Below are 25,480 nucleotides of genomic sequence, written 5' to 3'. Positions count from 1 at the left end.
AACTCAAAAGCGTATGAAAAAGTTAATCATATATTTATCCCTTGCAGCAACTACGGCAATAAGCAGTTGTAAAAAAGATAAGGATTTTATAAATGTGCAGCCACTATCTATACTGGATAATGAGCAGGCATTTTCTGACCCGGCACAGGTGCTGTCTATTCTTGCCAATTTATATAACAGGCAGATGGATTTCAGTACTGTTAAGGATTGGGCTACTATGGCAGATTTCAGTGAGAGTTTCCCTTCTGAAAATGGAAGAGTGAATATTGTACAACGTAATGGATGGGGTTATGGCGAATGGGGCTTCAACTGGTTTGATGCTTATGCTTATATGAGAGAGCTTAACCTGTTCCTGCAAAGATGTGCGGCAGCCCCTGCATTAACGGAAGGGGATAAAAAAAGATTTTTGGCTGAAGCAAGATTTTTGCGTGCGAACTATTATTTTGAAATGACAAAAAGAGTAGGTGGTGTACCGTTGATAACAGAACCTTTGATATATGATTTAAAAGGTGACCCCACTTACCTGCAACATGCCCGCGCAAAGGAATCTGAAATGTATGACTTTATTATATCAGAAGCAGAAGCAATAAAAGATGATCTGCCGGCAAATGCTACAGAAAAAAGCCGTGCATCAAAAGGCGCTGCACTGGCAATGGAAGCAAGAGCTGCATTATATGCAGGTTCAATAGCAAAATACGGCGCTTCAACGCCGCAGGTATCACTGCCCGGTGGTGAAGTGGGTATTCCTGCTTCAATGGCAAATGATTACTATACTAAAGCATTAACTGCCGCTAAAGCAATTATTGATGGCGAAGCCGGGGGGTATGCGCTGTATAAACTTAAACCAGACCTGGCAGAAAACTTCGCAAGTGTATTTTTGGATAAGGCAAGTAATCCTGAATCAATTTTCATTGAAGACTTTAAACTTAAAAGCGGTAAAGTACATTATTTCACAGGTTGGAATCAGCCTCGCTATGGCGCTGAAGAAGAAGAAGGCGGACGCATCAATCCCTCTCTCAACCTGGTAGAGGCTTTTGAAAAACTAGACAATACTTTTGCACCGTTACCGGTAAAAGATGGTTCCGGCAATCCAATATTCTATAATAACCTTACCGAAATTTTTTCGGGAAGAGATGCCCGTTTGGCCGGAACTGTTATTACACCTGGTTCAACCTTTAAAGGCAGGGCTGTAGATATATGGGCCGGTTACCAGCTTGCCGATGGAACTATTGTAACCGGCGATGACAGAGGTGCTCAGAAAACATTGCCAGGTGGAACTACACCGGTGCAGGTAGTAGGGTTTGACGGACCAGTGCCCGGAAAAGAATTTACCGCGCAATCAGGATTTTATATCCGCAAATATCTTGATCCTACGCCCGGAGCCGGTTCAAGAGGCACAAACAGTGAAGTGCCTTTTCAACGGTATCGCTATGCCGAAGTATTACTGAATGCTGCAGAGGCTGCATTCGAATTGGGACAGGCGGGTGTTGCAGCAGATTATATGAACCAGGTAAGGGCAAGAGCCGGCTTAACAATTCCGCTTGCCGCCGGCGATATTACATTCGACAGAATTGTGCATGAACGTCGTGTAGAGCTTGCGTTTGAAGGACATATATTCTTTGATATGAAACGCTGGAGGCTGGCTACCAAAAGATGGGATGGGAATAAAATGACGGAAGCTGATTTGCTGGCTAATATCGGCGATGCTGAAAAAAGAAGCACACAGCCATATTCTTTATGGCCGTATAAATATTATAATCCCGGCAATCCTAATCATGAAAAATGGTTGTATAAAATTGTATTACTGCCTTCTGTTACCGGCGCCAATAATTTTCAGCTGGGTAATTATTACACATTTATTGGTGATGACGTAAGAGCGAACAATCCGAAAATTGTAAGACAACCTAATCAATAAAAAAATTACACATGAAAAATTTATTCAAACATATAACGATAGCTGCATTGGCAGGTATGTTGTTTTTATCATGCAAGAAAGATAATTATGAGGCGCCATCCTCCATGCTGAGCGGTGCATTATTGTACGTAAAGGATACGGTATTTGTTGAATATGACCGGGTACCGTATCAGCTCTTCCAGTATGGTTTTGGAAAAGTAGGTCCTATTGGCAGCTCTTTTAAGCAGGATGGTACATATTCTTCTTTGCTGTTTGACGGAGATTATAAATTTACAATCCCTGGTGGGCAGGGACCTTTCCGCTGGAAAGAATTATCTGCCGGAACCCCGGATAGCATTGCTGTTACAGTAAAGGGCAATACCAGCCTTAATATTGATGTTACGCCCTATTATATGATAAGAGGAGCACAGTTTAATGTTTCGGGTGGTAAAACGCAGGCATCATTCAGTATAGAAAAGATCATTACTGATGCAGACGCAAAAAATATTGAAAGAGTTACACTGTACATCAATAAAACACAGTTTGTTTCAGGTGCAAACAATATTGGTTCAGCAAGTATAAATGGCGGAGATATCAGCGACCTTTCTTCCGTAAACCTGGAAGTAAATATTGAGATGCCGGCTAACCAGGCTACTCAAAGTTATGTTTTTGCACGTATAGGCTTAAAGATAGAGGGGATAGAAGATATGATTTTTTCCCGGATACAGCGCCTGGATTTTTAATGAAGAAATAAAAGAAGTAAACGCCGTCATCAATCACTTACATCTGTTTTCTTCTTATCTTGAACGGGTAACATTTTTATTCTGAAACATATAAATTTTACTGATGAAGTATTCCTTTTTGTTTTTAATGTTTTTTGTGAGTGTAACAGGTTTTACCCAATCTCAATGGCAGCCGGTTGCAGGAAAAATTTCAACAGAGTGGGCTGCAAAAGTTGACCCGGCGAATGTGCTGGCAGAATATCCCCGTCCGCAACTTACCCGTAGTAACAATTGGATTAATCTTAACGGACTATGGGAATATAATATACAACCGCGACAGGATGTGGAGGAATTCCCCTCGGCGTTCCAGGGAAATATTTTAGTGCCTTTTGCCGTTGAGTCATCCCTATCCGGTGTAGGCAAAACTGTGGGAAAAGATAATGTGCTATGGTATAAAAGAAAAATTGATGTGCCGTTGACATATAGAAAAGGCCGGGTGTTATTACACTTTGGTGCGGTTGACTGGGCAGCTGATGTGTTTGTAAACGGAAAAAAAGCCGGCAATCACCAGGGAGGCTATGATCCTTTTTCATTTGATATTACTGATCTTCTTAAAAAAGGAACAAGCCAGGAAATAGCTGTAAGGGTTTGGGATCCTTCTGATGAAGGACCACAGCCACGCGGTAAGCAGGTTAAAAAGCCGGAAGGTATCTGGTATACACCGGTTACAGGTATCTGGCAAACGGTTTGGATTGAAAGTGTTCCACAAACCTATATTGCTGCCACCAGGCAAACACCTGATATTGACAGCAAAAAACTTACATTAGGAGTAAATGTATTGAACCTGGCGGCAGGCGATGAATTGAAGGCTAGTGCCTGGGATGGCAGTCAACTGGTGGCGGAAGTTTCCGGTACAGCAAATACATTGATTGATCTGAATATTCCCAACCCAAAATTATGGTCACCGGCATCTCCTTTCTTGTATAATCTTAAAATAGCGGTTATACGTAAAGGTAAGGTGGTGGATGAGGTGGGCAGCTATTTTGCCATGCGTAAATCATCTTTGGCAAAAGATGCAGAAGGTATTTCAAGAATGATGCTGAATAACCAGTTTGTGTTTCAGTACGGTCCGCTTGACCAGGGCTGGTGGCCTGACGGATTATATACCGCTCCTACAGATGAAGCTTTAAAGTTTGATATCGTTAAAACCAAAGAACTTGGCTTTAACATGATCCGCAAGCATGTAAAGGTAGAGCCCGCCCGTTGGTATTACCATTGTGATAAAGAGGGTATACTGGTATGGCAGGATATGCCGAGTGGTGATATGGGTGGTAACGCATGGGATATGCGTGCCGGACAAATAACAGGACGGCAATTAGATAAAGACCGTACGCCGGTATCGGAAGAAATTTATCGTAAAGAATGGAAAGCGATTATGGATGCATGCCATAATTTTCCTTCTATCGTAGCCTGGGTTCCGTTTAATGAAGCCTGGGGACAGTTTAAAACCAAAGAAATTGTAGACTGGACTATGCAGATGGATCCGTCACGTTTGGTAAATGAATCAAGTGGGGGCAATTTTTTTGGCTCTGGTCATATACTCGATATCCACCATTATCCTGACCCCGAAATGCCTGATCCAAGAGTATTTGGAGATAAACCGCAGGCTTTGGTACTGGGCGAATTTGGTGGCTTGGGATTGCCGCTGGAAGGACATACCTGGCAGGATACCAAGAACTGGGGATACCAGAGCTTTAAAAATAAAGATGAGCTGTTTAACAAATATGCTGAATTTATAAACAGGCTTCCTAAGCTGATAAAGATGGGCTTATCAGCCGCGGTATATACACAAACAACGGATGTGGAAATTGAGACCAATGGTTTCTTTACGTACGACAGAAAAGTGTTGAAGATACCTGTGGAGAAAGCGCAACAGGTACACAGGCAGTTGTATCAGTAAGAATCCTCTCCAAAGGAGAGGAGGCCAAAGCAGAAAGGCCGGCTCTGTGAGGTGTTGGTAATTAGTAAAGTTGCTGAATGTTGGTCATATCACTACTATAGATGAATTGGAAGGTATAAAGCTTATTAAAGATATGCAGCGTTGCCCCTCTCCATTGTATGGAGAGGGGTTGGGTGAGGACAAATTTGAAGGCTATGAAGCTTAATACAGATATATGACAATACTTTTTCTAACCTGATTGTTATGGCGATAGAGAAGAGGAAAAAAAATATTCTACTGCTAAGATGGTGCATCGTGCTTTCTTTTCTTTTGATGTTCGCATCCTTCTGCCCTTTGCATCTGCATGCACAGCAAACCTTCACCAATCCACTCCTTCCTTCTGGCGCAGATCCTTATTCTTTTTATAAAGATGGATACTATTACTATACTAACACGCTCGGTAACAGGATAGGATTATGGAAAACCAGGCATCTTGCTGATTTGAAAAATGCTGAATACAAAACCATATATACTCCGCCTGCCGGTACTATGTATTCAAAAGAGTTATGGGCGCCGGAAATAATTTTCATTAACAACAGGTGGTATGCTTATTATGCGGCAGATGATGGTAATAACAACAATCATCGCATGTATGTGCTGGAAAATAAATCTCCTGATCCCATGAAAGGTGAATGGAAGTTCAAAGGAAAGGTTGCTGATCCTTCTGATAAATGGGCGATTGACGGCGACGTGTTTGAATACAAAGGGCAATGGTATATGATATGGAGCGGATGGGAGGGTGATGTAAATGAGCAGCAGAATATTTATATCGCGAAGTTGAAAAACCCATGGACTATAGAGGGAAACAGGGTTTGTATTTCCAAACCAACTTACGATTGGGAAACACATGGAGATCTGAATGACGCGAATAATCCGCCGCATGTAAATGTGAATGAAGGTCCGCAGGCTTTGATGAACAAGGATAAGCTGTTCATTATATTTTCCGCCAGCGGTTGCTGGACGGATTTTTACGCACTGGGTGTTTTAACGTTTGAAGGGAAAAACGATTTGCTTGATGCGTCAGCGTGGAAGAAACATGCTGAGCCTGTTTTTAAACAATCAAAGGAAAATGGTGTATATGCCCCGGGGCATAATTCATTTTTTAAATCACCTGATGGTACAGAAGACTGGATATTATACCACGCCAATGATCAACCCGGGCAGGGCTGCGGAAAATTCCGTTCGCCCAGGGCACAAAAATTTTCATGGAGCAGTGATGGATTCCCGGTGTTTGGTGAGCCTGGAAAAACAGGAACAGAGATAGCAATACCATCAGAGAAGAAGCCCCTCCCCGCCGCTCCGAAAGGGAAGTGATCCAAGCACGGAGGCCTGTTTTTCGAAGATGCTAAAAAGCAAAAACCTGTAGAGCGGTTGCAGCATAGAATTACCATAGTTGAAATGGGAGATATATAGTTCATTAAAGATATGCAGCACCGCTCCCTTTCCCGGGGAAAGGGAGAAGGAGGGATAGGCTGAGGAGGAAGGGAGGTGAGGCGGCTAAAAAGATTACGGCGGAGGGACTCTAAAACCTGTAAGGTTTGCAGCGCTGCAATGCTGCCCGGCAAACCGTATAGGTTTAAAGATGCTAGACACCATCGCCGTCATGGCGATCCCACCCGGATAGAAATTTGAGTTGAAAGAATGCTGCGGCGGGAAAAGCAGTCCTCGCAGCAGATAGTGTTTTATGAGCTCATTACACGCTTCGATAAAAGCTGCATAGAAATATGTAGTACAAGCGAGCGTGGCAAGGAACGCTGAAGCGTGATCTGCAGCCGGTCTCAAAAAAATATACACTAATTGGCACACTATTATATGAAAAAAAATATTTTATTTTTCACCTTTTCACTTCTCCTGTCTTATGTGTCTGCACAAAATTTCCGGGCACCCGCTTATCCGCTTATTACACATGATCCCTATCTGAGTATATGGTCTTTTACTGATTCTATAAATGCCTCGCCTACCAAACATTGGACAGGAAAGGATCAGTCCCTGGTAGGTATTCTTAAAGTTGACGGAAAGTTTTATAAGTTTTTGGGAGATGTTGAAAAAGTATATGATGCTGTTGTTCCGGCTTCTGATGAAAAAGCTTATGATATGATGTATACCGAAACAGAACCGCAGGGTGACTGGACTAACATAAGCTATGATGATAAAAGCTGGCAGAAAGGCGCCGCACCGTTTGGTGATGATGAATCAAGCGTAAAAACTTTATGGAAGTCGCACAATATATGGGCACGCCGGACCTTTAATATAAGCGAACTGACAGCAGATAAGCTTTTCTTAAAACTTCATCATGACGACAATGTGGAAATATACCTGAACGGACAAAAAGTATATGAACATTCCGGATGGACGAACAAATTCATTTACCTGCCGATTGACAATGAGATAAAAAATAAACTGTTGAAAGGTAAGAATGTACTGGCAATACATGTGGCCAATACAGCCGGCGGTGCCTGGCTTGATGCAGGTATTGTAAAAGAAGCTAAGAATATTACCAGCAAATTGCTTCAGCAGGCTGAGCAAAAAAAAGTAACGATTGATGCTACACAAACTACATATAATTTTACCTGTGGTGCTACCGATCTTGAGCTGACATTTACTTCTCCATTGCTGATCAAAAACCCTGATCTGCTGGCAAGACCGGTTTCTTATGTGTCAGTAAAAGTTAAATCAAATGACGGGGCTGCGCATTCAACCTCGTTATATTTGGGCGCTTCTACCGCGCTTGCGGTAAATAATAATTCGCAAACTGTAGTTGCCAATGGTTATACTGCCGGGCAACTGAATATCCTGAAAGCAGGAACAAAAGAACAACCCGTACTGCAAAAGAAAGGAGATGATCTTCGTATTGACTGGGGGTATATGTATGTGGCAATACCTGCAAAAGACAGGGCTGTACAATATATTACACCGGTTAAAAGTGCGTTCAATGCTTTTTTGAATGATACCTATCGTGCTAATACAGGTTCAATAGAAGGAACACAACTCATGCTGAACTCCGTTATTTCTCTTGGAAGAGTAGGCAATGAAATAGTGAATAAGATCGTGATGATCGGGTATGATGATCTGTATTCCATACAATACTTCGGGCAAAATCTTTTGCCCTGGTGGAAAGATGGAAAAAACACAACCATTGAAAAGGAGTTGTCGAAAGCTTTTACAGATTACGGCCCGGTAATTATAAAATGCAAAGAATGGAATACTAAATTATATAATGATGCGCTGAAAGCCGGCGGTGAAGATTATGCACGCCTTTGTGTGCTTGCCTACCGGCAAAGTATAGCCGCACATAAATTAGTGAAAAGCCCGCAGGGAGACCTGCTGTTTCTGTCGAAAGAAAATTACAGCAACGGATCAATCAATACGGTTGATCTTACCTATCCCTCCGCACCTTTATACCTTGCGTATAACCCGGACTTGTTGAAAGGGATGATGAACGGTATTTTTTATTACAGTGAAAGCGGTAAATGGGCAAAGCCTTTTGCAGCGCACGACCTGGGGACCTACCCCCTGGCAAACGGCCAAACATACCCGGAAGATATGCCTGTGGAAGAAGCCGGTAATATGGTTATTCTTGCAGCGGCTATTGCTAAAGCAGAGAAGAATGCGAAATATGCAGAAAAACACTGGGCTACTTTATCTACCTGGGCAAATTATTTACTGAAAGAAGGATTTGATCCGGCAAATCAATTGTGTACTGATGATTTTGCAGGGCATTTGGCACGTAATGCCAATCTCTCTGTAAAAGCCATTGTTGCATTAGGCTCTTATGCAATGCTGGCAGAACAATTGGGTAAAAAAGATACGGCTGAATTCTACAGGAAAAGCGCTGCTGAAATGGTAGCCAAATGGATGGAGCTTGCAAATGATGGCGATCACTATGCGCTTACATTCGATAATAAAGGAACCTGGAGCCAGAAGTATAATTTAGTATGGGATAAAATTCTTGGACTAAAACTTTTTCCGAAAGCAGTATATAATAAGGAGATTAAATACTACCTCACCAAACAAAACAAATATGGTTTGCCGCTGGATAGCCGTAAAACCTATACCAAGTCAGACTGGATTATATGGACTGCTACTTTAGCAGACAACAGCAATGATTTTAACGCATTGATAAAACCAGTATATCAGTATATAACAGAAACGCCTACACGCGTGCCGCTGAGCGATTGGCATGAAACAACTGATGGTAAGCAGGTGGGTTTCCAGGCAAGGAGCGTGGTTGGAGGATATTTTATGAAATTGTTAGATAAATAATAAATATAAACTGGTAGCAGCAAATGAAACAGTTAATGGTAAGATGTATATACAGTTGTACGCTATCTTTTTTTGTATTAATGGTATCTGCACGATCAAATGGCACAAAACCCCCTGCACCGGTAGCAGATAAATATATTGAGTTACCTGTAGGCGCTATTAAGCCTAAGGGGTGGTTATTACACCAGTTGCAGATAATGAACAATGGTACAACCGGGCATCTTGATGAAGTACATGATAAAATTAAGATTGATAATGGATGGCTTGGTGGCAAAGGTGATGCATGGGAGGAAACACCATACTGGCTTGACGGTGCTGTGCCATTGGCTTACCTGTTGGATGATGAACGTTTGAAAACAAAAGTGTTGCAATACATTAACTGGACAATTGAAAATCAAAGACCTTCAGGATATTTTGGACCTGTTACCAAATGGGAGAGAGAAACAGGAAATAAGATTTCTGTGAATGATTGCGATAAAGGAGAGGATTGGTGGCCAAAGATGGTAATGCTTAAAGTATTGCAGCAATATTATACTGCCACTAACGACATGCGGGTAATAAAATTAATGAATTTGTATTTCAATTATCAACGCCAAACACTCGCTGCCTGCAATATAGGCAAGTGGACAGAGTGGGCAACTTCTCGCGGCACTGATAATGAAATGATCATTCAATGGTTATATAATATTACCAAAGACAGGAATTTATTGACACTCGCTGAGCAGGTACACCAGCAAAGTTTTGCCTGGAGTGAATGGTTGGGAAATCGTGATTGGGTGATTAATGCAGCAACTTATCAGAACGGTGATAGATGGATGACAAGGCATGGAGTGAATGTTGCCATGGCTTTGAAAGACCCCTCTGTTCAATACCAGCGTAGCGGTGATGCAAAATATATTAAAGCACTGCAAACCGGCTTTAACGATCTGATGACCCTGCATGGGTTACCAATGGGTATTTTTTCAGCGGATGAAGATTTGCATGGTAACGATCCAACCCAGGGTACAGAACTTTGTGCAACCGTTGAAGCCATGTTTTCATTAGAGCATATTATTGCTGTAACCGGGGATCATCGTTATATGGATGCATTGGAGAGAATGACATTTAATGCCTTACCTCCTCAAACAACGGACGATTATAATAACAAACAATATTTTCAGATTGCCAATCAGGTGAATATCAAAAGAGGAGTATTCAACTTTTCTTTACCCTTTAACAGGGAAATGAATAATGTATTGGGGATGCGTAGTGGTTATACATGCTGTTTAGCAAACATGCACCAGGGGTGGACGAAGTTTACAACACATTTATGGTATGCTACACCTGCAAATGGACTGGCTGCATTACATTATAGTCCTAATACTGTTAAGGCAAAAGTAGGTGCTTCAAAAACAGAAGTGACGATTGATGAAGAAACAAATTATCCTTTTAGTGATAATATTCAGTTTACCATGCATACAAAGCAGGCAGTACAGTTTCCGTTTGTGTTACGTATTCCCGGTTGGTGCAATGAATCAATAATTACATTGAACGGAGAGCCTTTGGGAAAGGAAAAAGGCGGACAGGTAATAACGATTAACAGGCTTTGGAAGAATGGTGATAAAATTGTATTACAATTACCCATGACCGTTACAACTTCCAATTGGGGAAAGAACTCGAGGGCTATAGAAAGAGGACCATTGGTGTATGCTTTAAAACTTGGAGAAAGATGGGAAAAGCAAAAGGAGGAAGTTGAAGGCGATTATTTTAATGTTTTTTCGGAAGGTGATTGGAACTATGGTATAGTTGAACAAATAGTAAAAGACCCTGCTGCAAATGTTGACGTAACTGAAGTAAAACCTGTTTCCGGCAATTTTATCTGGAACCTGGTAAATGCACCTGTCGAAATAAAATTGAATGCAAAGAGAATTCCTGATTGGAAAATTGTGAATGATGTAGCGCCGCAGCCTGTAACAGCAAGAGATGGTTTATATATGGGTAAAGTAAATCCGCAGGTAGAAAAAATTACACTTGTTCCTTTTGGGTGTACCAAGGTAAGAATCGTTGCTTTCCCGGTGGTCAGGTAAAATTATATAAATGTTTCATTCTATATAGTATCGTACCAATATGCAGCAGTCTGTTACCATTAATGATATTGCCAAAGAATTGAAGATAGCTGTTGCTACCGTTTCAAGAGCATTGAATGATCACCCTGCTGTTAAAGAGTCTACCAGAAGAGCAGTGAAACAAACTGCAAAGCGGCTTAATTATCAGCCTAATACTATTGCGGCATCACTTCGCTCCGGACGTTCTAAAATTATTGGTGTACTTATTCCGAGTGCGGAGATAAATTTTTTCGGCTCTGTTATTCACGGTATTGAGAAGGTAATGAGTAATAATGGTTATAATGTACTCATTTATCAATCCAATGAGCTATATGAATTTGAGAAGAAAGGGATTGAAACTTTTTTAAGATCAAGAGTAGAAGGGGTTCTGGCGTCTATTTCAAAGGAAACCATCAATCTTGATCATTACGCTGCATTAAAGAAGAGAAATGTGCCGTTGATATTGTTTGACCGTGCCAATGATGCACTTGGCGTGCCGAGTGTGGTAGTAGATGATTACCGCGGCGCATTCGCGGCAACCAGTCATTTAATTCAACAGGGCTGCAGGCGTATTGCGCATATTGGCGGACAGCAGCATGTTGCTATATTTAACCAGCGGTTGCGGGGTTATATTGATGCATTAAACGTGTACAATATACCTGTTGAAGATGATCTGATCGTATATGGGAAAGTCAGTATTCAGTCTGGCAAAGAATGTATGCAGGTATTGCTGGAAAGAGATCCTGATGCTGTTTTTGCCGTAGAAGATTTTACCGCATTGGGCGCTATCCAGGCAATTAAAGCGGCAGGTAAAAAAATTCCCCATGATATTGCTGTAGCAGGTTTTGCCAATGAAGCTTTTGGTGAGTATATTACACCTTCTTTAACCACGGTAAACCAGCAAACAGGCCGTATGGGCGAAGAGGCAGCAAAACTTTTTTTTGAAATACTCAACAGCAAAAACAAAGATGCGCTGTATGCCCGTAAACTGGTATTGGAACCACAGCTCGTTTCCCGTGAATCGAGTTTAAAAATAAAAAACAATGACGATGAGTAAAAAGTTTAATTATCATGGTTTAATAGCGATGGCAGCCATAAGTTTATTCGCATGTAACAATACATCGCAGCAAACAGATTTTTCAGATGCTGCCGCCGCATCACAAACCACGGCAGATGCTGCTACAACATGTGTAAGTGCTCTTGAGAAAAAATCGTTTGAGGAAACTATTGATGGCAAGACTACCGGTTTATATGTGTTGAAGAATAATAACGGAGCCTGTGTGGCCATCACCAATTATGGCGGCAGGATTGTTAGTATTGTAGTGCCTGATAAAAATAACAATCCAACGGATGTTGCTGTTGGCTTTAAAACAGTAAAGGAATACCAGGGTCCCGGCGATGCGTATTTTGGCGCATTGATCGGCAGGGTGGGTAACCGCATAGCAAAAGGCAAATTTACTTTAGATGGTAAGGAGTATACATTGGCAACCAATAACGGACCCAACTCACTGCACGGCGGAAACAAAGGATTCAGCGCAGCAGTTTGGGATGCAACACAACCCAACGACACAACGCTTTCGCTTTCTTATGTATCAGAAGATGGTGAAGAGAGTTATCCCGGAACGCTTACCGCTAATGTAACCTACACACTCGGTGCTGATAATTCAATCAGGATTGATTACAAAGCAACTACCGATAAGAAAACGGTTGTTAATCTTACCAACCATACCTATTTTAATTTGAATGGTGAGGGTAGCGGCACTATATTGAATCATTTGGTGCAGATCAATGCAGATAAGTATACACCGGTTGATGCAACATTAATTCCTACAGGAAAGCTGGAGCCGGTGGCCGGCACGCCCTTTGATTTTACCAAACCAACCGCTATCGGTTCAAGAATTGATACGGTTAATAATATTCAATTAAAAAATGGTGGTGGGTATGATCATAATTTTGCGCTTGCCAATGCCGGCCCGGCTTTGCATGACGCCGCTGAAGTAACCGGTGATCAGTCTGGTATTGTAATGAATGTATTAACAACAGAACCCGGGTTACAGTTTTATATAGGTAATTTCATGAGTGGCAAAAACAGCTTCAAGAGTGGCGCTAAAGATGATTACCGCACGGCATTTTGTATGGAAACACAGCATTTTCCTGATGCGCCCAATCAGAAAAATTTTCCTTCCATAGTAATAGAACCGGGTAAGGAATATACATCAACAACAGTGTATAAGTTTGGAGTGAAGAAGTGAATAGGCAATGGTGAATGAGGAATGGTGAGAGGTGAGAAAATAGATGTGAGAGATGAGCAAGAGTGACAAAAGAGTAGTTTGCAGAAGGAAAATGAACCAGGCATGAATTACACCGCCCTTCAGGGCGGTGAAAAAAATTATCAGCAATGAACATTGACTTCCTTAGAAATAAAACCCTGGTTGCCGATGGGGAAACAAACTGGCAGGAGGTTGAAAAAGGTATATCAAGAAAAATAATGAGCTATACTGATGATATAATGCTGGTTAAGGTGAAGTTTGATAAGGGAGCTATAGGGGCAGAGCACCATCACCCGCATTTGCAAATGAGCTATATAGGTAAAGGTGTGTTTGAAGTAAAAATCGGGAGTGATATACGTGAACTAAAAGAAGGAGATGTGTATTTCGCACCATCAGATATTGAGCATGGAGTAGTATGTAAAGAAGATGGAATATTGATTGATGTGTTTTCTCCTGCACGCCAGGATTTCTTATAATGAAGATATTAAAACCTATTACTTCTAAAATAAAGAACTAAAAGGTTGCAGCGCTAATAGCTGATGCCTGATTGCTGATAGCTTAAACAAATACAACAATGAAAAAACTATTGTACCTGCCTTTTATCTGTGCTGCGGCGATACTGCTGCAAAACTGCGATGCCGGCAATGCTGATAAAAAAGCAGAAACTGATGCAGACTCAATCCCTGCTGCAAAGGAAAGAACCATTTGGACGAAAGAAGAAGCCAATGCCTGGTATGCAAAACAGGGCTGGCTGGTAGGCTGCGATTTTTTGCCCAGCACAGCCATCAACCAGTTAGAAATGTGGCAGGCAGAAACATTTGATACCACTACTATTAACCGTGAGTTAGGTTGGGCCGCGGCAATCGGCATGAATACAGTTCGTGTATACCTGCACGATTTATTATACCAGCAGGATGCTGCAGGGTTCTTACAACGCATGGATATATTTCTGCAGATTGCATCCAGGCATGGCATAAAACCATTGTTTGTGTTATTCGATTCTGTTTGGGATCCCTATCCAAAATTGGGTAAGCAACGCGATCCAAAACCAGGTGTGCATAATTCCGGGTGGGTACAAAATCCGGGTAAAGATGCGTTGCTGGATAGCACACAATATCCACGCCTTGAGCAATACGCAAAAGGAGTGGTAGCAAAGTTTGCAAAAGATGATCGCGTATTAGGCTGGGATGTATGGAATGAACCCGAGAATATGAACAATGAATATTACAGGAAAATGGAACCCGCCAATAAACCCCAGATTGTTGAAATGCTATTGAAGAAAGTATATGAGTGGGCTCGCTCTGTTAATCCGCGGCAACCGCTTACCGCAGGGTTATGGTCCGGCGATTGGTCTGCACCTGAAAAATTAAAAACCATTGAGACGTTAATGGTCGAAGAATCAGATGTAATTTCTTTTCATAACTATGACGATAGTGCATCATTCGAAAAAAATATCAAAGAATTACAACGCTATGGTCGCCCATTGCTTTGCACAGAGTATATGGCAAGAGGAAACAAAAGCACTTTCCGGGGCTCATTGCCTGTAGCAAAAAAGTACAATGTTGCCGCATACAACTGGGGACTGGTTGATGGAAAATCACAAACCAAATATGCATGGGATAGCTGGAAAAAAGCATATACCGGCGAACCCCCTATATGGTTTCACGATATTTTCCACAAAGACGGCAAACCATATAAGCAGGAGGAAGTTGATTTGATAAAACAACTTACCGGAAGATAAAAATTGTAATGGCGCACGGGTTCCCGAATAATATTTGTGAACCGGGCTTAATTGCTGCTATTATGCTGCTGTTGCATCGCACTCTTGTACGTTTATATCGCTATTCGGCATTATGAAGCAGCACTGTAATTATCTCAGCTTTTCCCGGTAATACTTCCTTGCTAGCGGTTAAATAAAGCTGTATTATCAAAATGAAAGTATCAAAAGCCTTACATACAATATTATTGCTTATTTCGGTTATACTTTACCGTGAGGGTTCCTTCGCACAGCAAATCCGTAAGGCGCCGGCACCATTATACCGCGACCCGGTATATGATGGTCCTGCTGATCCTGTTTTAATATGGAACAGGGAAGAGAAAAACTGGTGGATGCTCTACACGCAGCGACGGGCTAATATGGAAGGTGCTGATGTGGCTTATTGCTACGGCACTTCAATTGGTGTTGCAGTGTCTGCTGATAACGGCCACGACTGGGTATATAAGGGTGCTTTATCCCTGGATTTTGAGGAAGGTCAGAATACTTTTTGGGCGCCTGATATTGTGTTTGATAAAGGACTGTATCATATGTTCGTTACATATATTAAAGGGATGCGTAATCATTGGGGCGGGCAGGCAAGGCTTGTGCATTATACAAGCACCAATCTGTGGAACTGGAAACGCATAGGTGATCTTACGCTCACTTCTGATAAGATCATTGATCCGTCTTTAATTAAAACACCTGATGGCGTATGGCATATGATGTATAAAGACGAGCACAACAATAGCGATGGCAATATGTTCATGGCAGAGAGCAAAGACCTGGTGCAATGGAAAATCAATAACAAGCCCGTATTTCCCGGAAGCCGGCAGGAAGGGCCTAAACTGTTTTACTTCAAAAATTTTTATTGGTTGCTTACCGATGAGTGGGCAGGCATGCGGGTATACAAATCAAAAGATATGAAAACCTGGGAAAAGCAGGGTGTGATATTAGACAGACTGAGTAACCGCCCGGATGACACACCTTCAGGAGCGCATGGAGATGTGGTGGTGGTAAATGATAAAGCGTATGTTTTTTACTTTACACATCCAGGCCGCAAAAAGCATACAGCATCACCTTTAGACAGCAATGGAAATGTTCCATATAGTATGCGCCGCTCTTCCATACAGGTGGCAGAGCTAAAAGAAGAAAATGGCAGGCTTACCTGCGATCCGGGAGCTGATTTCGATTTCTGGTTGCCTTAGGGATTTTGCTTTTAGAATAATGTTTTATATCTCAAAAGAAAAATTACTTAGCCAAGCAATTAAAAAATTTATAATAGAAATGAGATTGATTTACCGCGCAGGAGGCTAAGTTATATGTTTGCCCAAGTGGCACGCAATGACGTGCGGGAAGTTGAATAGTAATATACTTTGATTCAAAACTGATAGTACAATTAAAGCACTTTTTCCGTCATTGCGAACCCGCCGGCATGAAGATTTGAGTTGAAGATATATTGCGGCGGGTGTGGCAATCTCCTGTGGTTGCTGCAATGGAGATTGCCTTGCTTTTTCTAAAAGTAAAATCCCTGTTGGCTTCCCGCTATTGCGTAATAATGAAATATATAACAATGAATAAATTACTTTTATACAGTTGTGTTTTAATACTTGTTTTGTCAAATACATTAAAAGCGCAAACCACACAGGATGATGCCATTTATTTTGCCGATCCCACTATATTTCATCATAAAAACAAATTCTATCTCTGCGGCACAAACGGGTTCAATTCAGATTCCGGGTTTTACATGGCGGTTTCCGGTGATCTGCAGCATTGGAAAAAAACAACAGGCAATAAAAGAGTTTTATCCAAAGGAGAGAGCTTTGGCACAAAGGGCTTCTGGGCGCCACAGTTGTTTGTGCATCACAACAAAATATACATGGCATATACAGCCAATGAAAATATTGCTATTGCAGAGAGTGATGCTCCCGAAGGGCCATTCAAACAAAATATTTTTACCCGGCTTGCAGCACCGGTAAAACAAATTGACCCCTATATATTTAAAGATGATGATGGCAAACTGTACCTGTATCATGTGCGGCTGCAGGATGGTAACAGGATTTTTGGCGCGGCTTTAAAAGACGATCTCTCTGCAATTGACACCTCAACCTTACGGGAATGTATAAGCGCAGTTGTTGATCCTCAATCCTGGGAAAATACCCAATATGTAAAATGGACGGTTACAGAAGGTCCAACGGTTTTAAAGCGCGGTAAAAAATACTACATGTTCTATTCAGCTAATGATTTTCGTAATCCTGGTTATGCGGTTGGTTATGCTACGGCAGATCACCCGTTGGGTCCATGGAAAAAATCAGAACAGAATCCCATTATTAGCAGGCAGATGACAGGCATTAATGGCCCGGGGCATGGCGATATTTTTACAGACGATAAAGGGACGATGTATTACGTATTCCATACCCATAATTCAAACGAAAAAGTTGCACCAAGAAGAGCAGCCATCATAAAAATCTCTTTTGAAAGAAAAGCTGGTTATGAGAAAATAAGAGTGGATGAAGCTTCTTTCAGGTATTTGAAATATGAATGAAACGAGGTAACGATAGAACATGAGGATTTTGCTTTTAGAATAACGTTTAATATTTCAAAAGATAAATCACTTACTTAAGCGATAAAAAAAGTTTTATAAAGGAATTGAGATTGCTTTATATTTTTATAAAAGCGAAATCCCTGTTAACTCAAATGCGGTTTCAGAAAAACTGTTATTATATATTACCCAATAATAAATCTCCGGTTTTATAAAGTAAAATCAATGCTCCTTCGTCTTCAGTATCATGTTGATTGATCAAAAGAAAATTGCAATAATCGGCGGTGGTCCCGGTGGACTTACGCTTGCAAAGCTTTTACAAATAAAGGGCGCGGAAGTAAAATTGTATGAACGTGATGAAAGTAAAAATGTGAGGGTACAGGGTACTACGCTCGACCTCCATGAAGAATCAGGTCTTGAAGCACTAAGGCGTGTCGGGCTGATTGATGCTTTTTATGCGAACTACCGTCCCAATGCCGGACGCCTGCGCATTACAGATAAGCATGCTGTTATTCATTTAGACGATCATGCTGCTGAGAATGCTTATGCAGAGACCCGTCCTGAAATTGACCGGGCACCGCTGCGGCATATTTTACTTGAATCATTACGGCCCGGCACTGTTGTATGGAACAGTTATTTTGTTTCTATGGAAAAGCAGGATAAAGGCTGGATATTACATTTCAAAAATGGTGCATCTGCTTATGCAGATATAATCGTTGCTGCTGATGGCGCTAACTCAAAAGTTCGTTCATACATCACCGGTATTAAGCCTGTATATTCAGGCGTAACCATTGTGGAGGGTAATGTATATGATGCAGAAATAAATGCACCGGAACTTTTTAAGCTTGTGAAAGGCGGAAAACTTTTTGCTTTTGGTGATGAGCAATCTTTGATTTTAAGCGCCAAGGGTGACGGTAGTTTATCATTTTGTACGGGCTGTAAAGTAAGGGAGAATTGGGTGCAGCAAACCGGTATTGATTTTAACGATAAGCAGCAGGTATTCACCTGGTTTAAAACCGCATTTGGCACATGGAATGATATTTGGCAGGGATTATTTAATGGCGATGACATTTGGTTTATACCGCGCCCACAATATCATTTTCCTTTAAATCAGCAATGGGCTGCTTTGCCTGATGTAACAATGCTTGGCGATGCGGCGCATCGCATGCCGCCGTATGCCGGTGAAGGTGTAAACCAGGCCATGCAGGATGCATATGAATTGGCAGATAGTTTAACAGGATATCAATTTGCAAATACACAGCAGGCCATTGCATATTATGAAAGCAAGATGCTGAAAAGAACTTCGGAAGTAACTGCTTTTACATTGCATAATACTGAAATGCTTCATGCTGAAGATCCGATAAACAGGATGCTTGAAATAATGGGTGGTTGATATTGTCTGATAATAGCATTCATTCAACATTATTTTGGCTTATCAGTGTGTACTACAAAGTCTGTTTACCTGTTGAACATTGTAGATTCGCGCTCTATTATTTTCCCGTTAACATTCACTATCATTGGAATGTGATGTTTGTTTTTTATTCGTCTTATGGCCAGCTCAACACTGATATTTGCCATTTCTTCACAAGGTTGAAGATAGCTGGTAAGCGGATATTTTAAGTATTGGGAATACTTCATATTATCATAACCGCAGATAAGGCAGTCTGAAGTGATCTTTATATTTGCTTTTTCTAATGAAGAGAGTAAGACCGCGGCAGTAGAATCATTGGCGCAAATAATCCCGGTTTTGCCAGGCACGATCTTTATTGTTTTTATAAAATTAAGGTCAGAGGGGTCTCCACAATATATGTTCTCTTCAGTAAATTTTAAATGATGCTTTAATACGGTATCCCGTATGCCCGATAACCGGATGTCTACCGAGTTAGCTGAGTTTGGTCTATAAAAAAAATGAATTGTTTCACAACCGTTTTTTATAAGATGGCGCGCCATTGCACCCCCGGCAGACAGGTTATCTAACCATATTATATCATAACCTCCTACGTCTGGTTGAGTTTTAATGCCGCGATCAATTAAAATAAGCGGAATATCAGCGTCAATAATTTTATTGAATATTCTTAAATTTATTTCATCTGCATCTGGAAGTCGTTCAAGTGGTGAGAAGAGGATGGCATCAACTTTTTGGGATATATAATGTTCACAATAATGCTCAATCTGTGTTCTTCTTATTTCTGCATTACTTACTGTAGCGCCTTCCCATAAACAATTCAAATGATTTTTTTTCGACAATTTCAATATCTGATCATTGATTATTGTAAAAATTTCTGACTCACCGGAACCCGGAAGCAATAACCCTATAGTATATGTTGACCTGGCATTATTATGTATAACCTGGGATCCGTATCCTCTCGTTTTCTTGATATATCCTTTATGCTGCAATTGGTTATATACTTTAGCAATAGTAGGACGTGATACTGCATATTGTTTGGCAAGTGTATCTTCTGAAGGCAACAGTGTTCCATTTTTATAGACGCCTGTAATAATACCCTCCTCTAATGATTCCAGGATATTGAGTTGTTTTCTACGCAATTGTTGTGAGCTTTTATATTGATAAAAATATAATTTTTCTATATACTGAAGCAGATCCACTGTTATTTACAGTATGGCTTAAAGATAATTATTATTTCAACTTTACTTTAAATGATAACTAAATGTAAACATTATAAACAATTCACTATTTATTTTAATTATGCAATAAGATATAATAGATTTTAAAAATTATTATTATATGTAATATTTTAATTATTGTTAATAAATAAATTAAAACATTATTAATGGATTTTTTGGAATTTGAAAAGCAGCTTTTATTGTTAATTAAAAGTTAATACAATTTTGTTTTGTAAATATATGTTAACTATTTGTACGATATTTTACTAATATTTATTTACATTTACTGTACATATAATTATCTTATTTTTTACTAATCAAAATCTAACGACATGCTTGTGTTTACATTTGGAAGAATGAGGATTGCGGCTATGCTTTTCTTCCTGCCTCTTGCAACGTTATCAAATCCGCTGCCAGGTATCGGGAACATAAAACCCCGGGTTAATCAACAAACAGACATTTTTGCCAGTGGGAAAGTGCTTGGTGAAAACGGCGAACCCTTGTCGGGGGTAACGGTTTCTGAAAAAGGATCCGCAAACCATAGCACATTAACGGATGAAAATGGTTCTTTCTCGTTTAAAATATCATCAAAAAGCAGCATCATAGTTATAAGTTATGTGGGGTACAAAACAATTGAAATGCCTGCATCAAAACTGGATGGCGCTGCAATTTCAATGGCAAGAGATAAATTAAATCTTGATGAAGTAGTAGTAACAGGTTATGTGTCGCAGAAAAAGGCAGATCTTACCGGCGCTGTATCAGTTGTAAATGTTAACCAGATAGCATCAAATACTTCGGGGAGCGCTATGAGAGCGCTGCAGGGAAAAGTTGCCGGCATGTCTGTTAGCGCCAATGGTTCGCCTGATCCAACAGCAACAATAAGAATACGCGGAGAAGGGACTTTAAACAATAATAATCCGCTGTATATAATTGATGGAACCCCCACCACACGATCAATGGGTGAGCTGGCACTAATGGATATTGAATCAATACAGGTATTAAAGGATGCGTCCTCCGCATCAATTTACGGATCACGTGCTGCTAACGGTGTTATTATTATAACAACAAAAAAAGGTAAGAAAGGTACAGTTATAAATGCCAGCGCTTCATATACATCGGTAAGCAGCAAAAAGCCACTCAATCTTATGAATACCGAGCAGCGTGGTATTGCACAATATTGGGCAATTAAAAATGATAACCCAAATGCAGATCCGACTGCCGTGGGTATCGGCGGTATTTATAGCTATACAGATCACCAGGATGCTAACGGAAACTTTGTATTAGATAAGGTTACCTGGAGAGAATACCTCGATCCCGTTGAAAAAACCATGAAATCCGCTGATACAGACTGGCAGAAAGAAATATTAAGAAGAGGACAGGTACAACAGTATAATGTTAGCTTATCAAACGGCAACGAAAATTCTCATGTTTTCTTTGATCTTGATTATTATAATAACCAGGGTACTATAAAGGGCAGTTTTTTTAACCGCTATAGCGCAAGAATTAACAGCGATTACACTTTCCTCAATAAACGGGTAAAAATTGGCGAAAATCTGAGCATTTCAAAATGGCGGAGAAGTACCAATATAGGTGACGGCAATCTTGGTTCTACCAAATCCCTGATGTCTATTGTGCCCGTGCACACTGTTGACGGCATAGGCTGGGGTGGCCCTATAGGAGGAATGAGCGACAGGCAAAACCCTGTGAGGTTAATTGAGGATAATCTTCAGAACTACCAGGATCTACTGAGGTTATTTGGTAATGTGTATGCTAATGTGGAAATATTAAAGGGACTGACATTTCAATCATCACTCGGTTTGGATTTAACAGGCAGTTGGCAAAGGACCATGGATCTCACCTATCAATCCGGCTTTCTCAGCGAAGATAGAAGTAAAGTAACGCAAACATCTGCTTATGATTTCAGTTGGAATAACAGTAACGTGCTGCGTTATGTGTTTGATAAGAGCAGGAATAATTTTGATATAATGCTTGGTCAGGAATCAATAGGCTACCAGGGAAACGGTTTTTGGGCCAGCCGGAGAGTGTATGCGTTGGAAACACCCAATTATATGCAACTGGATCGTGGAGAAACTGAAAGAGATAACGGAGGAAATGAAAGCAGGAATGCAATGAGCTCATGGTTCGGAAAAATTAATTACAATTACGACGGCCGCTACCTCGCTTCATTTACTTTACGCCGCGATGCTTCTTCAGTATTCGGGGAAAATAACCGCTGGTCTACCTTCCCTGCATTTTCATTGGGATGGGTGCTCTCCAACGAGAAGTTTCTCGGAAATCTGGCGCCAGCTTTATCGCACTTAAAACTAAGATATGGATGGGGGCAAAACGGAAACTCCCAGATAGATAATTATGCAGCATTTCAGATGTATGAGTTTTTGTATGACTATAACAGTGTTTGGGATTGGAATTGGGGAACTGCATATGATTTTACAGGACAGGGGGGAAATTTACCTTCCGGGTTCAGAAGAACTCAGAGAGGCAATCCGAATCTGAAATGGGAAGCCACATCACAACATAATATAGGCGTGGATTTTGGTTTTTTAAATTCAACATTAAACGGATCATTTGATTATTATCTCAAGTACACCAAAGATATTTTAATGAAGCCCGGCTATGTTGCTACTTTAGGTGAGGGTGCCGGAATGTGGTTAAATGGCGCAGACATCCGTAACAGGGGATTTGAGTTGTCGCTCAATTATCAAAACAATATCGGCACAGTTGGAACCAACATAGGCGTAGTGCTTGCGCATAACAAACAAAGGATTATTAAAGTACCTGACGTCGTGATCAACAATTTTGCCGGCGATGGTAAGGATGATAATATACTTGGACGATCAAGAAACTCATTGTACGGATATATTGCAGACGGACTATTTCAAACACAGGAAGAGATAGATAACGCTCCCGCTCAGGTTGGGGCTGCGCCGGGCAGGATAAGATACAGGGATATTAACGGGCCTGATGGAAAACCTGATGGAAAAATTGACAACTACGACAGAACCTGGATAGGTGTACAGGATCCAAAACTGGAGTATGGCTTCAATATCGGGCTTACATGGAAAAACTTTGACTTTAACCTGTTCTTCAACGGAATATTGGGTAAAGACCTGAACGTTCAATCATGGAAAAGCTGGACAATATACTCTTTGGGAACTGTAGGAGAAAATTACGATGTTAGATTGCTTGATGCATGGACCCCCACAAATACAGGCTCAAAAATACCTGCCATTTCGGTTAATAACTATAATGAAGAGAACCGGTTTTCAACTTATTATGTTGAAAGTGGAGCTTACTTAAAAATCAGGAATGCAGAATTGGGTTATACCTTCTCAAAATCGCTGTTGAATACAATAAAAACATCCAGCCTCAGAGCGTATTTAAGGTGTGATAATATTTTAACGATAAAGAAATCCCGGGGTAAAAATGCATATACAGGTCTTGATCCCGAAACGCCTGGCACAAGCTATCCATTACCTTTTTCAATTACAGCAGGAATAAAATTAACCCTTTAAATTATTTATATAATGAAAGCAATAATATACTCAGGCATCGGGCTACTGATGTTATTTTCAATTGCCTGTAACAAAAATCTTGATCAAACCCCAATGGGTTCTATTTCCAGTGCCGATTTGAATACGCCGGAAGGTGTGGAGCAAATGATCAATGCTGCATATTCATTTTGTGGTCAAAACCATTTTAATAAACAAATGGGCCTGCCCTATGAGGAAGGTTCAGTTCGCGCCGGTGAGGCTTACAAAGGGGGCTCTGGTACTAATGATAATGCAGAGAGAAATCTTTGGGAAACATTTGTGTTTATGCAACCTACCACAACAGGCGATCTGGACAATTTGTGGTGGGTTCATTATGTTGCTGTAGGCAGAATTCATGATGCTTTACGCAGAGCCAAGGATTTGGATGAATCAGTTTATCCCTTAAAAAATGAGAGAATAGCGGAATTGCGCTTTCTGCGTGCGCATATCTACTTTTATATGAAAGTGTGTTTTAAGTTTTTCCCTTACATTGATGAAGATACACCAGAGGAAGAATATGATAAAGTAAGTAACGATGCATTAAGTGACCAGGAGCTTTGGAACAAATTGATTGATGACCTGAGATATGCTGTTAGTATTTTACCAATAACACAGGAAGAAGTAGGCAGACCTACAAAATTTGCAGCGGAGGCATATTTAGCAAAGGTTTTACTTTTTGCAGCATATGAACAGGACGCTACAAACAATGTAACCTCTGTAAACAGAGACAAGCTTACAGAAGTTGCAGATCTTTGTAAAGATATTATTGATAACTCCGGCAAGTCTTTGTACAACGACTTTGCTAAAAATTTTCTCTCGGCTTATGAAAATGGCCAGGAATCTATCTGGGCTATTCAGTACTCTGCCAATGATGACAATTCGCCAACCGGAAGGCTTAACGCATGGTTAATATACCCTGTTAACTCAGAATATGGTTGTTGTGGTTTTTTGCAACCTTCAGAAAATTTAATGAACAGCTATAAAACAGTTAATGGTGTTCCGGATTTTGAGCATTACAATTCAGGTGATGTACTGAACAATAAAGCGGCCTTTACAAGCCACACTATTGATCCGAGGTTGATGCACACGGTATGTGTTCCTGAAATGCCCTGGAAATATGATCCAAATTTTATAATGCAAAAAAGCTGGGCAAGAACCCCGGAAGTATACGGGTATTCTATGAGCCAGAAAATGATTGTATTGCCTACAGATCCCAGCTTCAGAAAAACAAATCCATTTATGGGCAGTGGATTAAATTGGGATGTATTGCGTTTGGATGAAATAATACTGATGAGAGCGGAAGCCTTAATTCAATTGGGCGACCAGGCAAAACTTGATGAAGCACTTTTACTGATAAACCAAATAAGGACGCGGGCTGCCGGCAGTACAGGTATGTTAAAATTCTCAGATGGTACTCCTACGGGAAATTTTTCTGTGCAACCATATCAACCAGGCGTAAATTGCCCGGTATGGAACCAGGAATTTGCTTTTAAGGCACTACGCTGGGAACGTTTGCTTGAGTTTGCTACAGAGGGTAAGCGCTTTTTCGACCTGGTACGTTGGGGAATTGCATCGGAGGAAATGAATACGTATTTTAATACAGAAAGAACAAGAAAAAGTTATTTAAAAGATGCGAAGTTTACCAAAAATCGGGATGAATATTTCCCGGTTCCGCAACAACAGATTAATTATGTAAAGGGATTGTATAAGCAAAACCCGGGGTGGTAACTGCATTAAAACGGAAACCTGTATTTTCCATAAAACCCAAACCATTTTT

17 protein-coding genes are annotated in these 25,480 nt (G+C 40.7%); 16 read left to right on the top strand and 1 reads right to left on the bottom strand.

Annotation, left to right across the window (positions count from 1 at the left end; translation table 11 throughout):
* Window positions 1-13 precede the first annotated feature (13 nt).
* The 14 genes from DC498_RS22890 (at window position 14) to DC498_RS22830 (ending at window position 18,920) form a co-directional block, all read left to right on the top strand.
* The gene (locus DC498_RS22890) at window positions 14-1,915 is read left to right on the top strand and encodes a RagB/SusD family nutrient uptake outer membrane protein (protein WP_116876481.1); all 1,902 of its coding nucleotides are present in this window, start codon (window positions 14-16) and stop codon (window positions 1,913-1,915) included.
* Window positions 1,916-1,926: 11 nt separating this feature from the next.
* Window positions 1,927-2,637, top strand: a complete 711-nt coding sequence (locus DC498_RS22885; protein ID WP_116876480.1) for a DUF3823 domain-containing protein — start codon at window positions 1,927-1,929, stop codon at window positions 2,635-2,637.
* Between the two features lie 103 nt (window positions 2,638-2,740).
* A complete protein-coding gene (locus DC498_RS22880) occupies window positions 2,741-4,576 on the top strand; it encodes a glycoside hydrolase family 2 protein (protein WP_116876479.1) in 1,836 nt (611 codons plus the stop codon).
* A 70-nt stretch (window positions 4,577-4,646) separates the two neighbouring features.
* A complete protein-coding gene (locus DC498_RS26675; protein ID WP_255415864.1) occupies window positions 4,647-4,781 on the top strand; it encodes a hypothetical protein in 135 nt (44 codons plus the stop codon).
* A gap of 38 nt (window positions 4,782-4,819) precedes the next feature.
* Complete coding sequence (locus DC498_RS22875) at window positions 4,820-5,929, top strand: glycoside hydrolase family 43 protein (RefSeq protein ID WP_240628079.1); 1,110 nt, start codon at window positions 4,820-4,822, stop codon at window positions 5,927-5,929.
* 498 nt (window positions 5,930-6,427) lie between these two features.
* A complete protein-coding gene (locus DC498_RS22870; RefSeq protein ID WP_116876493.1) occupies window positions 6,428-8,878 on the top strand; it encodes a glutaminase family protein in 2,451 nt (816 codons plus the stop codon).
* Between the two features lie 23 nt (window positions 8,879-8,901).
* Window positions 8,902-10,944: a beta-L-arabinofuranosidase domain-containing protein gene (locus DC498_RS22865; RefSeq protein ID WP_116876477.1), complete on the top strand. Its 2,043-nt coding sequence runs from the start codon at window positions 8,902-8,904 to the stop codon at window positions 10,942-10,944.
* Window positions 10,945-10,984: 40 nt separating this feature from the next.
* On the top strand, window positions 10,985-12,019 hold the full coding sequence (locus tag DC498_RS22860) for a LacI family DNA-binding transcriptional regulator (protein ID WP_116876476.1): 1,035 nt from the start codon (window positions 10,985-10,987) through the stop codon (window positions 12,017-12,019).
* Window positions 12,012-13,214 (top strand): aldose epimerase family protein, encoded by a 1,203-nt coding sequence (locus tag DC498_RS22855; protein ID WP_116876475.1) that lies wholly within the window; start codon window positions 12,012-12,014, stop codon window positions 13,212-13,214. Before DC498_RS22860 ends, DC498_RS22855 begins: the two co-directional genes overlap by 8 nt.
* Before the next feature lie 146 nt (window positions 13,215-13,360).
* Window positions 13,361-13,708 (top strand): cupin domain-containing protein, encoded by a 348-nt coding sequence (locus tag DC498_RS22850; RefSeq protein ID WP_116876474.1) that lies wholly within the window; start codon window positions 13,361-13,363, stop codon window positions 13,706-13,708.
* A gap of 98 nt (window positions 13,709-13,806) precedes the next feature.
* Window positions 13,807-14,973 carry a cellulase family glycosylhydrolase gene (locus tag DC498_RS22845; protein ID WP_116876473.1) on the top strand — a complete coding sequence of 389 codons (1,167 nt, stop codon included), beginning with the start codon at window positions 13,807-13,809 and terminating at the stop codon, window positions 14,971-14,973.
* Between the two features lie 191 nt (window positions 14,974-15,164).
* Complete coding sequence (locus tag DC498_RS22840; RefSeq protein ID WP_116876472.1) at window positions 15,165-16,193, top strand: family 43 glycosylhydrolase; 1,029 nt, start codon at window positions 15,165-15,167, stop codon at window positions 16,191-16,193.
* 365 nt (window positions 16,194-16,558) lie between these two features.
* Complete coding sequence (locus DC498_RS22835) at window positions 16,559-17,530, top strand: glycoside hydrolase family 43 protein (protein WP_116876492.1); 972 nt, start codon at window positions 16,559-16,561, stop codon at window positions 17,528-17,530.
* A gap of 244 nt (window positions 17,531-17,774) precedes the next feature.
* Window positions 17,775-18,920, top strand: coding sequence for an FAD-dependent oxidoreductase (locus DC498_RS22830; protein ID WP_116876471.1), 1,146 nt, complete (start codon window positions 17,775-17,777; stop codon window positions 18,918-18,920).
* A 65-nt stretch (window positions 18,921-18,985) separates the two neighbouring features.
* Here the strand turns inward: DC498_RS22830 and DC498_RS22825 are convergent, their stop codons facing one another.
* Window positions 18,986-20,074: a GntR family transcriptional regulator gene (locus tag DC498_RS22825; protein WP_116876491.1), complete on the bottom strand. Its 1,089-nt coding sequence runs from the start codon at window positions 20,072-20,074 to the stop codon at window positions 18,986-18,988.
* A gap of 410 nt (window positions 20,075-20,484) precedes the next feature.
* Between DC498_RS22825 and DC498_RS22820 the strand changes: the two genes are divergently transcribed.
* Both DC498_RS22820 and DC498_RS22815 read left to right on the top strand, forming a co-directional pair.
* Window positions 20,485-23,685, top strand: a complete 3,201-nt coding sequence (locus DC498_RS22820; protein WP_116876470.1) for a SusC/RagA family TonB-linked outer membrane protein — start codon at window positions 20,485-20,487, stop codon at window positions 23,683-23,685.
* 12 nt (window positions 23,686-23,697) lie between these two features.
* Window positions 23,698-25,431 carry a RagB/SusD family nutrient uptake outer membrane protein gene (locus DC498_RS22815; protein ID WP_116876469.1) on the top strand — a complete coding sequence of 578 codons (1,734 nt, stop codon included), beginning with the start codon at window positions 23,698-23,700 and terminating at the stop codon, window positions 25,429-25,431.
* Window positions 25,432-25,480: the final 49 nt, after the last annotated feature.

This window comes from Terrimonas sp. (genome assembly GCF_003075435.1).
GTDB lineage: Bacteria > Bacteroidota > Bacteroidia > Chitinophagales > Chitinophagaceae > Agriterribacter.
The sequence above is the reverse complement of the archived record's forward strand: the minus strand, read 5'-3'. Positions and strand labels throughout refer to the sequence as shown.

Excerpts from the sequence above, each read along its gene's own strand:
- DC498_RS22890 (WP_116876481.1), top strand. The coding sequence starts at position 14 with ATGAAAAAGTTAATCATATATTTATCCCTTGCAGCAACTACGGCAATA.
- DC498_RS22885 (WP_116876480.1), top strand. The coding sequence starts at position 1,927 with ATGAAAAATTTATTCAAACATATAACGATAGCTGCATTGGCAGGTATG.
- DC498_RS22880 (WP_116876479.1), top strand. The coding sequence starts at position 2,741 with ATGAAGTATTCCTTTTTGTTTTTAATGTTTTTTGTGAGTGTAACAGGT.
- DC498_RS22875 (WP_240628079.1), top strand. The coding sequence starts at position 4,820 with ATGGCGATAGAGAAGAGGAAAAAAAATATTCTACTGCTAAGATGGTGC.
- DC498_RS22870 (WP_116876493.1), top strand. The coding sequence starts at position 6,428 with ATGAAAAAAAATATTTTATTTTTCACCTTTTCACTTCTCCTGTCTTAT.
- DC498_RS22865 (WP_116876477.1), top strand. The coding sequence starts at position 8,902 with ATGAAACAGTTAATGGTAAGATGTATATACAGTTGTACGCTATCTTTT.
- DC498_RS22860 (WP_116876476.1), top strand. The coding sequence starts at position 10,985 with ATGCAGCAGTCTGTTACCATTAATGATATTGCCAAAGAATTGAAGATA.
- DC498_RS22855 (WP_116876475.1), top strand. The coding sequence starts at position 12,012 with ATGAGTAAAAAGTTTAATTATCATGGTTTAATAGCGATGGCAGCCATA.
- DC498_RS22850 (WP_116876474.1), top strand. The coding sequence starts at position 13,361 with ATGAACATTGACTTCCTTAGAAATAAAACCCTGGTTGCCGATGGGGAA.
- DC498_RS22845 (WP_116876473.1), top strand. The coding sequence starts at position 13,807 with ATGAAAAAACTATTGTACCTGCCTTTTATCTGTGCTGCGGCGATACTG.
- DC498_RS22840 (WP_116876472.1), top strand. The coding sequence starts at position 15,165 with ATGAAAGTATCAAAAGCCTTACATACAATATTATTGCTTATTTCGGTT.
- DC498_RS22835 (WP_116876492.1), top strand. The coding sequence starts at position 16,559 with ATGAATAAATTACTTTTATACAGTTGTGTTTTAATACTTGTTTTGTCA.
- DC498_RS22830 (WP_116876471.1), top strand. The coding sequence starts at position 17,775 with ATGTTGATTGATCAAAAGAAAATTGCAATAATCGGCGGTGGTCCCGGT.
- DC498_RS22820 (WP_116876470.1), top strand. The coding sequence starts at position 20,485 with ATGCTTGTGTTTACATTTGGAAGAATGAGGATTGCGGCTATGCTTTTC.
- DC498_RS22815 (WP_116876469.1), top strand. The coding sequence starts at position 23,698 with ATGAAAGCAATAATATACTCAGGCATCGGGCTACTGATGTTATTTTCA.